This is a genomic window from Halovibrio sp. HP20-59 (assembly GCF_033052795.2).
Lineage (GTDB): Bacteria > Pseudomonadota > Gammaproteobacteria > Pseudomonadales > Halomonadaceae > Vreelandella.
In genome coordinates, this window is record NZ_JAWJUW020000022.1 from 16906 (window position 1) to 29356 (window position 12451).

The 12451-nt window shown below is 53.9% G+C and carries 15 protein-coding genes; 12 read left to right on the plus strand and 3 right to left on the minus strand.

The window, feature by feature from the left end; translation table 11 throughout:
* The first annotated feature begins 103 nt into the window (after positions 1–103).
* Positions 104–604 carry an Lrp/AsnC ligand binding domain-containing protein gene (locus RZA33_RS17470; protein ID WP_317508983.1) on the plus strand — a complete coding sequence of 167 codons (501 nt, stop codon included), beginning with the start codon at positions 104–106 and terminating at the stop codon, positions 602–604.
* A 4-nt stretch (positions 605–608) separates the two neighbouring features.
* Positions 609–1364, plus strand: a complete 756-nt coding sequence (locus tag RZA33_RS17475) for a molybdopterin-synthase adenylyltransferase MoeB (protein ID WP_317508984.1) — start codon at positions 609–611, stop codon at positions 1362–1364.
* A gap of 23 nt (positions 1365–1387) precedes the next feature.
* Here RZA33_RS17475 and RZA33_RS17480 read toward each other — a convergent pair whose 3' ends face one another.
* Complete coding sequence (locus RZA33_RS17480) at positions 1388–1981, minus strand: polymer-forming cytoskeletal protein (protein ID WP_317508985.1); 594 nt, start codon at positions 1979–1981, stop codon at positions 1388–1390.
* Positions 1982–2191: 210 nt separating this feature from the next.
* Between RZA33_RS17480 and RZA33_RS17485 the strand changes: the two genes are divergently transcribed.
* Positions 2192–2761, plus strand: a complete 570-nt coding sequence (locus tag RZA33_RS17485; protein WP_317508986.1) for a polymer-forming cytoskeletal protein — start codon at positions 2192–2194, stop codon at positions 2759–2761.
* Positions 2762–2890: 129 nt separating this feature from the next.
* The gene (locus RZA33_RS17490) at positions 2891–4582 is read left to right on the plus strand and encodes a methyl-accepting chemotaxis protein (RefSeq protein WP_317508987.1); all 1692 of its coding nucleotides are present in this window, start codon (positions 2891–2893) and stop codon (positions 4580–4582) included.
* Between the two features lie 80 nt (positions 4583–4662).
* Here the strand turns inward: RZA33_RS17490 and RZA33_RS17495 are convergent, their stop codons facing one another.
* Complete coding sequence (locus RZA33_RS17495) at positions 4663–5430, minus strand: class I SAM-dependent methyltransferase (RefSeq protein WP_317508988.1); 768 nt, start codon at positions 5428–5430, stop codon at positions 4663–4665.
* A gap of 244 nt (positions 5431–5674) precedes the next feature.
* Between RZA33_RS17495 and RZA33_RS17500 the strand changes: the two genes are divergently transcribed.
* The 5 genes from RZA33_RS17500 (at position 5675) to RZA33_RS17520 (ending at position 9808) form a co-directional block, all read left to right on the plus strand.
* Positions 5675–6154, plus strand: a complete 480-nt coding sequence (locus RZA33_RS17500; RefSeq protein WP_317508989.1) for a metallophosphoesterase family protein — start codon at positions 5675–5677, stop codon at positions 6152–6154.
* 103 nt (positions 6155–6257) lie between these two features.
* Positions 6258–6989 (plus strand): oxygen-insensitive NADPH nitroreductase, encoded by a 732-nt coding sequence (nfsA, locus tag RZA33_RS17505; RefSeq protein ID WP_317508990.1) that lies wholly within the window; start codon positions 6258–6260, stop codon positions 6987–6989.
* Positions 6990–7124: 135 nt separating this feature from the next.
* Positions 7125–8090, plus strand: a complete 966-nt coding sequence (locus RZA33_RS17510; protein WP_317508991.1) for a zinc-binding metallopeptidase family protein — start codon at positions 7125–7127, stop codon at positions 8088–8090.
* Between the two features lie 114 nt (positions 8091–8204).
* Positions 8205–8864 carry a hypothetical protein gene (locus RZA33_RS17515; RefSeq protein ID WP_317508992.1) on the plus strand — a complete coding sequence of 220 codons (660 nt, stop codon included), beginning with the start codon at positions 8205–8207 and terminating at the stop codon, positions 8862–8864.
* A 47-nt stretch (positions 8865–8911) separates the two neighbouring features.
* The gene (locus tag RZA33_RS17520; RefSeq protein ID WP_317508993.1) at positions 8912–9808 is read left to right on the plus strand and encodes a dihydrodipicolinate synthase family protein; all 897 of its coding nucleotides are present in this window, start codon (positions 8912–8914) and stop codon (positions 9806–9808) included.
* Between the two features lie 53 nt (positions 9809–9861).
* Here the strand turns inward: RZA33_RS17520 and RZA33_RS17525 are convergent, their stop codons facing one another.
* Positions 9862–10797: a glycerophosphodiester phosphodiesterase family protein gene (locus RZA33_RS17525; protein WP_317508994.1), complete on the minus strand. Its 936-nt coding sequence runs from the start codon at positions 10795–10797 to the stop codon at positions 9862–9864.
* A gap of 412 nt (positions 10798–11209) precedes the next feature.
* Here RZA33_RS17525 and RZA33_RS17530 point away from each other — a divergent pair, with 412 nt between their 5' ends.
* The 3 genes from RZA33_RS17530 (at position 11210) to RZA33_RS17540 (ending at position 12434) form a co-directional block, all read left to right on the plus strand.
* Positions 11210–11839: an SDR family oxidoreductase gene (locus RZA33_RS17530; protein WP_317508995.1), complete on the plus strand. Its 630-nt coding sequence runs from the start codon at positions 11210–11212 to the stop codon at positions 11837–11839.
* A gap of 222 nt (positions 11840–12061) precedes the next feature.
* Positions 12062–12325: a PQQ-dependent sugar dehydrogenase gene (locus RZA33_RS17535; RefSeq protein ID WP_317508996.1), complete on the plus strand. Its 264-nt coding sequence runs from the start codon at positions 12062–12064 to the stop codon at positions 12323–12325.
* On the plus strand, positions 12267–12434 hold the full coding sequence (locus RZA33_RS17540; protein WP_317508997.1) for a PQQ-dependent sugar dehydrogenase: 168 nt from the start codon (positions 12267–12269) through the stop codon (positions 12432–12434). Before RZA33_RS17535 ends, RZA33_RS17540 begins: the two co-directional genes overlap by 59 nt.
* Positions 12435–12451 lie beyond the last annotated feature (17 nt).

Consider the following 12451-nt stretch of genomic DNA (forward strand, 5'->3'; position numbering starts at 1 on the left):
TAGAGCCATGCACATAAAAGAGCCATGCAGATAAAAGCGTTATACATATAAAAGGTCTGCTTGGTCAGTAGCATTTGTTGCACCTTTAGCAAGGGATTCTGGCATGAAACCAAAAAATAGAACGCTGGACCGTATTGATCTTAAAATTCTGGGCTGCCTACAGGAAAACGCACGTATTTCCTACGTAGATTTAGCTTCCGAAGTGGGGTTATCCACAACCCCTTGCCTTGAGCGCGTCAAACGTTTGGAGAAGTCAGGGGTGATCCGAGGCTATCAAGCGATTCTTGACCCGCATGCTTTAAAAGCGAATTTATTGGTATTTGTCGAGATCAGTTTAGAAACACAGTCGCCCGCGGTATTTGATGAGTTCCGTCGTGCTGTTGAAAAGCTGCCGCAAATACAAGAGTGTCATCTCGTTTCTGGGCAGTTTGACTATATCTTAAAGTGCCGAATCCCCGAAATGGCTGCCTATCGCCAGCTACTAGGCGACGTAGTGTTAACGCTACCGGGCGTTAAAGAGTCTAAAAGCTATGTGGTAATGGAAGAGGTTAAAGAGAGCTTTAGCCTTTATGTACCGGCTTTTGAGGAATTTGAGGACAAGTAAGCCCATGATGGATGACCAGGCGTTACTGCGCTATAGCCGCCAGATACTGCTACCCGAAGTGGATATTGAAGGCCAAGAGCGTTTGCAATCAGCTCACGCGCTGATCATTGGTGCAGGTGGTTTGGGCTCTCCGGCAGCACTCTATCTAGCTGCCGCTGGCGTAGGGCACATCACCATTGCTGACGCCGACGAGGTTGAGCTTTCCAACCTACAGCGCCAAATCGCTCACCAACAGGCGAGTATCGGGCTTAATAAAGCGCAATCTGCCCAGGCCAGCATGCTGGCGCTCAACCCTCACTGTCGTGTTAACGCCCTAGCGCAGCATGTCGAGGGGCACGCCCTTGAGCAACTGGTCGCCTCGGTTGACGTGGTGTTGGACTGTACAGATCGTTTTTCAAGCCGCTATGCGGTCAATGCTGCTTCACAAAAGGCGCGGGTGCCGCTGGTTTCGGGTGCGGCAATTCGTTTTTCAGGCCAACTAGCGGTGTTCGACCCCCGCGATGCTGAGTGCCCTTGCTACGCCTGCCTATACCCACCCGATGACAGCGGCGACGAGGCGCTCAGTTGCGCAGAGAGCGGGGTAATGGCACCACTCGTGGGTTTAATCGGCTGCTTCCAAGCAGTGGAGGTATTCAAACTGCTCAGTGGCGCGGGCTCCCCTCACCGCGGGCTTGCCACGTTTGACGGCTTAAGTGGTCAATGGCGGCACTTTCAAGTACCCCGCGACCCCGCTTGCCCGGTGTGTGCTCAGCACCGTTAAGGCCTTTAAACGCTGATAAATGCCTAATCGTCCGTTTTTGCGGACGTTTCGTCGTGCTCTGCGGTGTTATTTTGGGGTTTTTCTGTGGCGGCTTTTCGAGAGGTAGCTGTTGAGGCGCTATTCAGGGTAGATGCTTGTGTAGCGTTTTTGGAGGAATCATTAAAGGCGCTTTTCAACACGTCGTTGTCGGGGTCCATGTCGATACTGCCATGGAAAACACTGCCATCTTCCAACACTAGGCACGGTGAAACGATGGTGCCAGAGACCTGCGCGCCTTTATGGATAGTCGCCCGGTGTAATGCCACCAGATTACCGATTACTTCGCCGGACACATGCAATGTATGGGCAAATACATCGCCATTAATATAACTATTAGCGCCTAGCGTTACCGTATTTTGCTTGCAGGTAATTATCCCACTAACGCGGCCTTCCACCGTTAAGTCTTCATCGCTATTAATATCGCCTTCTACTTGGGTATAACCACCAATTACGGAGACACTGGGTCGCGCGCTGCTGGTAGGCGCCGTTGGCGTTGGCGAGGGGGTTGAAAGTTTCTCAGACGTTACGGGGGCTGCGGCTTTATTGTTAGGTGGGGTGGGCTTGGTTTTATTGAACATAGCTCGACTCCTTGTCAATAGCGCCAGAATGACTGATGGGTAGAGGCGCATGATGAGTGTAAAAAATGTCATTAAGCAGCTTAAGCTGCTAGTGCCTTCAATAAAGCCTGGAGTTCAGCTAAGTTAGGGGGGTTATTCTTGCTGCCGCAAAATGCCAGAGCGCGTATAACGTTAGCTGGGGTAATACATTTTAGCCAGCAGGGCAAAGGCATGGGCATTCAAGTATGGTTTATCTTACTGGGCGTTGGCGTGATGACGCTAATTGTATGGGATGGCAAACGCCGTAAGCTAAAGCAGCGAGCTTACCGTGTACCGGCGGTGCCACATCAGGCACATGCCACTAGTGACTCCCCAATGGGCGATGATTCGGGTGAAGCGATAGCGACATTTGAGACCAGCGCACCCTCTGTGGCCGTTCCCCCTAGAGGAGACATACGCGGGGGCAGTCGAATTGGGGTCGCCACACAGATTACAGGCAGGGTAATTGCCGATGAACCTGTACTTATTAAGGGGTGCATTGAAGGGGCGGTCATAGCGCCTAATCACGCTGTTTCGGTGACTGCCTCTGGCTACGTAGCGTCTTATCTTGAAGGCAACAGTGTCGATATTGACGGAAGAATAGTCGGTACGCTTAAAGCCAACACTATGGTCATACTGCTGTCACGGGCACACATGCAGGGAATAGTCGAGGCGCCTAGCCTAGAGTGCATGGCGGGCGCTTGGCTCCAGGTGGAGGTGGCTAAGAAGTTCAGCCTACAAAAAATTCCCATGGTGTCTTAACCGCTTGCTTCTGCATCTGTCACGCTATTTACTATACCAACATCTAAATTAGCACGTCAGTGTTTCGGCTGGTTTTAACCTGGCCAATATCTGATCAATGACTTATAAACGAAAAAAGGGATCAACGGGATGAAGCACCTCTCTCTTAAATGGAGTCTGACTGCTGCGTTAGCCTTGCTGGTGCTGATGATTGGGTTGATCAGTGGGCTTGGTTTTTTTGCTAATCACAATAGCTCTCAGGCACTTGAAGAGTTGACGGCTACCAACGTGCGGCTTACGAATTTAGCCAACCGAACGCAAGTCAATGCGCTCAGGGCACAAACGTTCTTAGACCGCTCGGCAAGTTTAAGCACCCAGGGTAATCCAGAAAAGGGGCAGCAGAGTCTTGCCATGGCGGTAGAGGCGGTAGCTGAGGCAGAGGCACGTTTTAATGAGTTTCTTGCTGTGCCAATCAATTCTGAAGGCACACTTGCACTCCACCGTGATGCGATTATCAGCGCTTACAACGCCTTCGTGACAGAGGGCATTTCGCCACTGCTCGAGGCTGCTCCTTTCCTAATCCAGCGCAGGCAGGAGGAGCTGGGAGCATTGAGCGCCGAGTTGGATCTGGCCATGAGCGGTTTTATTGCTTATACCGAAGAACGTGGCGCCAGCATCCTTCAACAGGTCAATCGCTTGGCAACGACCATTGGTATTATTGCGATGACTCTTTTAGTGATTTCATTGGTGGCTGTGTTAGTCATTCGATGGGCAATGATGCGTAGCGTTGTGAGGCCCCTTCGGCGTGCCAGTGAGCACTTTGCACGTATTGCCGACGGCGATCTGACAGGCCAGATTGAAAATCGTGGCCGTAATGAAATTGGTCAGTTGTTCAGTGGCCTGGCGGCCATGCAGGAGAAGTTAAAACAACTGGTGATAGCGTTGAGAGGCAGTAGCGCACAGGTTTTCAGTGGCGCGGGTGATATTTCTGCGGGAAGTCAGGATCTCTCTTCACGAACCGAGCAACAGGCCTCCGCGCTTCAGCAAACCGCCTCCAGCATGGAGGAGATGTCGACGGCAGTCAGTAAAAATGCTGAAACGGCCCAAGAGGCGGATCAGCTTTCGGTCGCGGCGTCACAGTCGGCAGAGACCGGTGGTGAAGAGGTGGAGCGCACGGTGCAACTCATGCGTGAGATTGCGGCCAGTGCGAGTCAGGTAAACGATATTATCGGTGTGATTGACTCCATTGCTTTCCAAACCAATATCTTAGCGCTGAATGCATCAGTTGAAGCCGCCCGTGCTGGTGAACAAGGCCGTGGCTTTGCCGTGGTGGCCAGCGAGGTTCGCTTATTAGCGACGCGAAGTGCTGACTCTGCCAAAGAAATTCGTAGCCTGATTGAGCAGACCACTACGAAAATTAATGGTGGTGCTGAACAAGCTGAGCACAGTGGGCAGACGATTCATCAAACGGTCGATGCGATTCGCCAAGTCACTACCTTGATGGGCGAAATTTCGACCGCGACGCGGGAGCAAAATAGCGGTATTGAGCAGATTAATGCTGCTCTTACTGAAATGGATTCAGTTACTCAGCAAAACGCTGCACTAGTGCAGCAAACCAGCACGGCCGCTAGCTCGCTAGAGGGGCAGGCCCGTGAGCTGGCAGACTTGATCGCTACCTTCCGGATTGATGAAAGCGCTACCAGTGCTATTGCGTTGACGGGTAAGGGCACTCCCCAGCAGCAACAATTTCAGCCACCCGTTGGCGGCCGTATTGAGTCAGCGCCGCGCCAGCAGGCGGCGCAAAGCAAAAAAGAGGCCGTCGATGAATGGGACGAGTTCTAGGTCTTAATTAACTAAAAGCCGCCGATGATAAGCGCACTTATCGTCGGCGGCTTTTTTATACCTAAAAAGGCAGTTATCGCTTATGCGCGCGCAGAAACGCGTAGCCGTACATAATCTGCTGTCCAGTTGCCTTGCTCATCTTTTAGGCTGTGGCCTAACAGCGTCAAAGTATTTTCCAAAACAGCCTCGCGTACGTCTTCGTCAAGGCCGTGCAAGAAAGGGCTGGCAAACGTTTCTAGCCATCCCATCATGCCGGTAGGCAGTGGCGTGGGGCGAGGAATTAGCTCAATACTGTCTACCTGGAAACCGACTGTTCTCAGTATCTGGCCGTACTCGTGGGGCGTGGGGAAATACCAGGGATGGCGGCCGCGGGCACTAATACCGCGAAATTGAAGCGCTGCAATCAGTGCCGTACAAATAGCCGCCACATTGCCATGCCCTCCAAACTCGGCCACAAACCTCCCTCCGGGTTTTAAGGCCCGTTTAACGCCAGCCAGTACCGCCTGCGGGTCAAGCATCCAATGCAGTGACGCATTGCTGAATACCGCGTCAAACTCATGGTCAAAAGGCAGCTGATGGCCATCAATGACACGGGCGGTAATGCCGCGTTCGCGTGCCGCATTTACCATACCTTCTGAAGCATCTACGCCCAGCACATCGGCGCCTAGTTGGACGAGTCGCTCAGTCAATGAGCCGTCGCCACAGCCAAGATCCAAAATACGCTCGCCGGGTTGGGGTGACAATAACTTGACCACTTCGCTGCCTAGCTTGGGGACAAAGTTCGCATTATGGGCATAGTCGCTGGCATTCCACTCTTGCCCGGGTGCATTTGGAGGGGTATTAGTCATATCGGCTTCCTGGCGTCGTTATTATTCCATCAAGTGTCAGTTATCAACTTACAGCTTTAGTAGTATAGCTTGCTGATGCCTAACTTATTAGATAGACAATGAAAATCTAATCAATAACTCACCATCGCTGGCTATTTGATAACTTAGGTATCGGCCTTGGTAAGCAACTTTTGATAGCGTTCTAGCAAAAAAACTAGAATGACACGATTTATCCGCTAACAAGGGGGGGGTAATGAGTCTGTCAATGCCGCGCTATAGCGTTAATTCTCCCGTTGGGGTGATTGCCGATACTCATGGATTGCTGCGCGATGAAGCACTCTGTTTGCTGCAGGAGTGTGAACTCATTCTGCACTTGGGAGATGTGGGCAACAAAGAAGTGGATAAAACGATCTTGCAACATTTGAAGACACTGGCGCCAGTGCACTGCGTAAAGGGCAATATTGATACGGCTGAATGGGCGGCGGGTTTGCCGATACATCAGGACATCATTGTGAATGAAAAACACCTGCACCTTGTTCACCGCTTAGAGGATTTCGATCCGAAAACGACGTGTGATGCACTTCTGCATGGCCACTCTCATAAACCCCGCAATGAATACCAGGCGGGAATGCTGCTTTTCAATCCAGGAGCGGCGGGAAAGCGCCGATTCAAGCTACCTATTACGCTCGGCAAATTATGGATAGAGCAACGCGGCGTGCGCGGCGCGATCATGCATTTGCTGTAGTCTGTTTTTAAAGCCACTCAGCCAATTCTGTCATCTTTTACAAATCTGTTACCCTATATCCAGTTGTTAACTTGCTAAGAATTACCCAGAAAAGTGAGGCGCCATGAACGACGTTATTAAATTGTTGAAATCTCACCGTTCGATTCGCAAATTCAGCGATCGCCCAATTCCCCGTGAATTGCTGCTGGAACTGATTCAGGCTGGGCAGGGCGCCGCTACGTCCAGCCATGTCCAGGCTTACACCGTTATCCATGTGAAAAATCAAGCCAATCGGGAACAAATTGCAGAGCTGGCCGGTGGGCAAGGGTATATCGCCGACTGCGCAGATTTTTTGGTATTTTGCGCCGACATGAAACGGCCGACAGACGCTTCTGAGCGCACGGGTGCCAATGTGGTTCGCGGTATGACCGAGCAATTGTTGGTAGCTACCGTTGACACGGCCTTGATGGCACAAAATGTGGTGGTGGCGGCTGAATCCGAAGGGCTGGGTATTTGCTATATCGGCGGCATTCGCAATAACCCTCAAGCGATTAGCGATCTGCTTCGTCTCCCCGCCCACGTCTACCCAGTATTTGGTCTGTGCCTTGGCTATCCAGAACATGATCCCGAAGTGAAGCCCCGCCTTCCGGTGGAGGCGGTTCTCAAGGAAGACTACTACACTGGTGACAGTGAGCAGGTCAAAGCTTTCGACACTACCATGCAGGCTTATTATCAGGCGCGTAGTAGCAGCAATAAAAACACCGACTGGTCGCACAATCTTACTCCGCTGTTCGATAACAAGCTGCGTCCTCACATGCGTGATTTTCTGGTCAAGCGTGGCTTTGAAATGAAATAACGTTAGATGCCCTAGTTTTGAGATGAACTGGTGTTGATAGGAACTAGGGAGCACTGCACACTTTTAATAGGATTTTGAAAAAAGAGGACGCTCTGTCGGAGGTTCTCTTTTTCTCGCTTTCAGGAGCTTCACCGTATGCGCGTATTTTCAAACCCTGTCGGCTCCGGCTCTCTTTGGTTCGACAACCTCGCAACAGCTGAGGGCACGCCCGTTGCTTATGATCCCCAGGCGCGTGCTTTTGTCCCCATGCCGCCTTTCTGTATTAATCGGGATGTTATCGGCTGCAATTGGATAGCCCCCAAAGAAGGGGCTTTTTGCCGCTCCTGTGCCATGACCGCCCTGGCGCCCGACCCCAGCCTTCCCAATGCGATTCCCAACTGGGCGCAAACCGAAGCGGCTAAACGCTGGGTGTTGGATAACCTGGGCCGTTGGCACTGGTTTCGCCCGGAAGATCCCGGTGCGCCTCCGGTCTTTCATTTGCTCGCCGAGGGGGCTACGCCGGTACCGATGGGGCATATCGAAGGGGTGGTAACCATCAGCGTGGCAGAGGTTGACCCTGTGCTAGTGACCACGCGTCGAGAGGCATTAGACGAGCCCTATCGGACGATGATTGGCCACATGCGCCACGAAATTTCGCATATGCTTTGGTGGCGGCTAAGCCTGCGTGCAGATTTTCTTGATGCCTTTCGTGAGATGTTTGGCGATGAGCGTCAGGATTATCAGGCCGCTCTCCAGCGCCACTATCAATATGGGCCGCCGCCTGATTGGAAAGCGCGTTTTCTAACCACCTACGCCTCTGCCCATCCCCACGAAGATTGGGCAGAAACGGCCGCGCACCTGCTGCATTTAACCGATATTGCCGATAGCTTTGCAGCATCAAACCTGTCTTCGCCGGAATTGCCTGGCCCCCAGTGGGAGCCTTATGCGGAGCCAGACGCTGAGCGTTTGATCTATGTGGCAGCGGAGCTCACTGTGGGGGTTAATCATGTTAACCGATCCATGGGGCTGCCGGATTTGTATCCTTTCGTACTCTCAGAGACGGCCCGGCGTAAGCTTGCATTTGTGCACGACTGGTTACGCCGAGGCGCGCAGGGGCTGTAAGTTCGCGTAGGTCGTGGCGGGCTGAGCAGGAAAAATCGCCACTATTGACTATATTTAAATAAAAAAGCCGATGCTTCACCGCTGATGTCGGCCACCCCGCATGGAGACTGACTGATGAACTTAGACCGCGCTTACCGTCTTTTGGCAGCTTTTTATACCCTAATGCTGGTGATTGGTGTCATTGCTATCGTGGCTGGCGGTGGAACGCTGCTTGCGCCTGTGCACCTACTTTTAGGGGCGCTGGCAGTGGTCGGGCTATGGGGCTATATTCTCAAACGCGGGTTTATGAATCCACGCATGTGGCGTCCTTTGGCGATTATTCTGGCAGTCGGTATTGTGGTGCAGGTGGCCATCGTACTGACAATGCCGCTCTCAAGCGTTTTGTTGACCTGGATGCTGAGCAGTAGCATCTTCTCCGTCATGCTAGTGATCATGTTGTATCGTTACGGCGATCGTGATCAACCGCTGTGGGCGTCTACTCAGGAAAGAGACGCTGCGCGTCAGCTAGAGACATTGCTGAACGGAGGATCTCCCTTAACCGCCGTTAAACGAGACGCAAAGCAAGAGAATAAAGTACAGGTAACAAAATCAAGCGATGGCTACAAAGCGAGTGTCACCCGGCGAAGGCAAGACGACCAAGAGCGCTTTGAAGAGCGCTTTCGCTACCCGGAAACGCTGGTGTTTTTCTTGGAAAAATTTACCAGTGTAACGGTTAGTGATTTTAAGTGTTCGTCTCAACCCGATGACCGAAAGAGTGGTACAGTCGAAGTCTAAAGCAGACGATGCTATTAGCGTGACCCATTTTAAAAGGAGCTGTTACTTTGTTTCTCGGCCTAAGTGCCTTTCCGCTCACCCCTATGGATGAACAAGGGCTAGACGAACGTGCGTTCATCCGGCTGGTGGAGCATCTGGCCGAGGCCAGCGTAGACTCCATCGGCGCGCTGGGTTCCACCGGTAGCTATGCCTACTTAAACCCTGAGGAGCGTGCCCGTGTTGCTCGCCTTGCCGTGGAAAGCGCGGCAGGTAGAGTGCCGGTGATCATCGGCATTGGTGCGCTGCGCACCCGCGATGTGCTGATCCATGCCGACAACGCTCAGCAGGCTGGCGCCAGCGGGGTGCTACTGGCCCCGATGTCTTATCAATCGCTCACCGATGAAGAGGTCTTTGACCTCTATGAAACGGTAGGGCGGTCGCTCAGCGTGCCGCTGTGCGTCTACGACAACCCCGGCACCACGCACTTTGCCTTCAGCGATGCGCTGCATGGCCGCATCGCGCAGCTTCCGTCGGTGCGCTCCATCAAGATTCCGCCCGTCGCGGGCGACCTGGACACCACCCGGGCGCGCGTCGAACGGCTGCGTGCGCTGATTCCCGCCGAGGTCACCATCGGTATCAGCGGCGACCCGCTGGCCGCCACAGGCCTCAATGCCGGCTGCGATGCCTGGTACTCCGTGCTGGGCGGCCTGTTCCCCAAGACGGCACTGGCGATTACCCGGGCGGCTCAGGCCGGAGATACAAACGCCGCCCAGGCCAAAAGCCAGGCGCTAGAGCCGCTGTGGGCGCTTTACCGCGACTACGGCGGCAGCCTGAGGGTGATTGCCACCATGGCCGAAATCACGGGCAGGGTCAGTCACCCATGCTTGCCCCTGCCGCTCAAGACGCTGCAGGGCAGCGCCCGGGAAAGGGTGGCGAAGGTGATCGAGCAGCTTGGCCTGAAGTGAGGCGCAAAAAAATACCCGGCCGTGGCCGGGTGTGATAGCGCGTGAAGCGGTGGTTACTCGACGAGTTCTAGCAGACGGTCAGGGTAGTTGGTGAACAGACCGTTGACACCCATTTCCATCAGTCGCTCCATTTCATCGGTTTCGTTGATGGTATAAACGTGCACCGGCAGGCCGTTTGCCTGGGCTTGCTGGATGAAGTCGGCGTCAATCACCTGCCGACCGTCGTAAAGGTAGTTGGTGCCAATACCCACGGCGTAGTCGGCGACTGCCTGGAAGTCTTCATCGGTAATCTCGGCGGGGCCCGGCGTCACGTTTGTCCACTCCACCAGTTTCGCATCGTCTTCTTCGCTGGGGTAGTACCACACCAGTTGAATCAGCGGCACGTCGTCGTTCAATTCCTGCACTTTCAACAGGCTGTCCTGCTCGAAAGACTGCACCAGGACGCGACCGTTCTCGATCATGTTGTGCTCTTCCAGCTTTTCAACCAGGGCTTCTTCCAGGCCCGGGTTCAGCTGTGGCGACTTGGTCTCGATGTAGTAGCGGGCATCGTGACCAAAGTGCTCGAACAGCTCGTCCAGGGTAAGCATCTGCGCCCCTGCAAAGTCAGCGCTGGCGCTATCGGGGTTTTCCTCGTTGAACCAGGTGCCGGTATCCAGCGCCTTCAGCTCTTCCAGGGTGTAGTCGTTGATCGCGCCTTCGCCGTCACTGGTGCGCTCAATGGCGTCATCATGAAACACCATCACTTCGCCGTCGGATGTTAGCTGGGCGTCCAGCTCCAGGTAATCGACGCCCCACTCATGGGCCATCTCAAAGGCCGCCATGGTGCTCTCCGGCGCGTGGCCGCTGGCGCCCCGGTGGGCGATGACTTGAAACGATTGCAGATCTTTTAGCTGCTGCTCCAGCGGCGAGGTATCCGCCAAGGCGGCGGTCGTGGCAGCACCCGCGAAAAGACCCAATGACATGGCGACAATCAGAGGACGACGTTGCATAGGAATTCCTTAAATTGAATGTTTGATCAATAACCCTACACGGATTCGCGGATGAAAGCCAAACGGCGAGTCATCGGAATACGCGTAATGATGATGCCGCTGCGTCATTGAGTGGGTGTGCATGGATCGCTAGAAGTATCGGGAAAACCCAAGGCTCGCCTCAGTAGCCGATTGGTCTCGCTGCAGCTCAAACCGGATATCCCACGCGGTGGATAGCGCCACCCGAGTGGGGCTTCTGGTTATGCTAGTAACAGCGGACATCGCCGGTAGGGGAACGGTAGGCCCGAGGTCAGGCTGCTGCTGATTATGGCCAGCGTCTGGAAGTTAAGGGTTCCTCTTGGCAGGGTTGAATTACGCCGGAGTGCCTACACTTACTGAAGGGTAAGCAGTTCACAAGGAAATAGGAGTCGTTATGACAACGTTAGTGATCGGCGCGAACGGACAGATTGGCAAACAGTTTTGTGAGCAGGCTCAGCAGGCGGGCACTGCTATTAAGGCGATGATCCGCAGCGAAGAGCAGGCGTCCTGGTTTAAAGAGCGCGGCATCAATACCGTGATTGGCGATTTAGAAGGCGATTTTGAGCACGCTTTTGAAGGCTGCGATCAAGTGATCTTTACGGCAGGCTCCGGTCCCCACACCGGGCCGGACAAGACTCTGTTGATCGATCTGTACGGTGCTATTCGGACTGCCGATGTCGCCAAGCAAAAAGGCCTTTCTCGCTACATTATGGTGAGCGCCATGCGGTCGGAAAAGCCGCTTGAAGCGCCCGAAAAAATGCGCCCTTACATGGCCGCGAAATTTGCCGCCGACGCCCACCTAATCAACAGCGGGCTGCCCTATGTCATTCTTAAACCTGGGCGTTTGACAGACGAAGCGGCCAGCCAGCGGTTTGCCAGCTCCTTCGAGGAAGCCGGGGATAACCAGATATCCAGGGCTAACGTCGCCCACGCGCTGTTGCACACCGTACAAACGCCGAACGTCGTTAACCAGGAATTTCTGCTGCTGGACGGCGAACGCTCAATTAGCGACATTATTAACTAACCATGAAAACGTGCTTGGTCAGAATTTCTTTGCTTCCAAGGTCTGCCGATTCGCACTACGCTGAGAAATAGTAATGGCCCCAAGCAACACGAGTCGGCAACCGGAAGCGCATAAGTAGAAAAGTATCTGACACCATATCTATGGCAATCACTGCCGCCTTCTGCCACTGGTTCCGATACACACGGCCGCCACTTTTCAGGCCCCTTGATAACGAGGCACCCCATGGCCCATATCGTGGAACGCGACGACGCCCGCACGGCAATCTACAGTTACGGCCACCGCAACGTTCAGGGGCTGGTCTTTGATGCCGACAATCAACGGCTAATCGCCCACGAACACGGCCCGCGCGGCGGCGATGAAATCAATATCATCGAAGCGGGCAATAACTACGGCTGGCCAATCTCCACCGGCGGCGTGGATTACACCGGTGCCCTGGTCACGCCTTTCGAGCGATGGCACCGCCGAGGACGTAGAAGGTCTGTTTGAGGAACTGGAAGAACGCATTCGGGATGTACGCGTAGGCCCGGACGGGGCGGTTTATCTACTCACCGATAGCGCTGATGGCAGGGTGTTGCGGGTAACGCCTGCCGAATAGGTATCCCCAGGCGTTAC

Bases quoted from the DNA above. Each gene is read 5' to 3' on its own strand.
- RZA33_RS17470 (WP_317508983.1), top strand. From the start codon at position 104: ATGAAACCAAAAAATAGAACGCTGGACCGTATTGATCTTAAAATTCTG.
- RZA33_RS17475 (WP_317508984.1), top strand. From the start codon at position 609: ATGATGGATGACCAGGCGTTACTGCGCTATAGCCGCCAGATACTGCTA.
- RZA33_RS17480 (WP_317508985.1), bottom strand. From the start codon at position 1,981: ATGTTCAATAAAACCAAGCCCACCCCACCTAACAATAAAGCCGCAGCC.
- RZA33_RS17485 (WP_317508986.1), top strand. From the start codon at position 2,192: ATGGGCATTCAAGTATGGTTTATCTTACTGGGCGTTGGCGTGATGACG.
- RZA33_RS17490 (WP_317508987.1), top strand. From the start codon at position 2,891: ATGAAGCACCTCTCTCTTAAATGGAGTCTGACTGCTGCGTTAGCCTTG.
- RZA33_RS17495 (WP_317508988.1), bottom strand. From the start codon at position 5,430: ATGACTAATACCCCTCCAAATGCACCCGGGCAAGAGTGGAATGCCAGC.
- RZA33_RS17500 (WP_317508989.1), top strand. From the start codon at position 5,675: ATGCCGCGCTATAGCGTTAATTCTCCCGTTGGGGTGATTGCCGATACT.
- nfsA (WP_317508990.1), top strand. From the start codon at position 6,258: ATGAACGACGTTATTAAATTGTTGAAATCTCACCGTTCGATTCGCAAA.
- RZA33_RS17510 (WP_317508991.1), top strand. From the start codon at position 7,125: ATGCGCGTATTTTCAAACCCTGTCGGCTCCGGCTCTCTTTGGTTCGAC.
- RZA33_RS17515 (WP_317508992.1), top strand. From the start codon at position 8,205: ATGAACTTAGACCGCGCTTACCGTCTTTTGGCAGCTTTTTATACCCTA.
- RZA33_RS17525 (WP_317508994.1), bottom strand. From the start codon at position 10,797: ATGCAACGTCGTCCTCTGATTGTCGCCATGTCATTGGGTCTTTTCGCG.
- RZA33_RS17530 (WP_317508995.1), top strand. From the start codon at position 11,210: ATGACAACGTTAGTGATCGGCGCGAACGGACAGATTGGCAAACAGTTT.
- RZA33_RS17535 (WP_317508996.1), top strand. From the start codon at position 12,062: ATGGCCCATATCGTGGAACGCGACGACGCCCGCACGGCAATCTACAGT.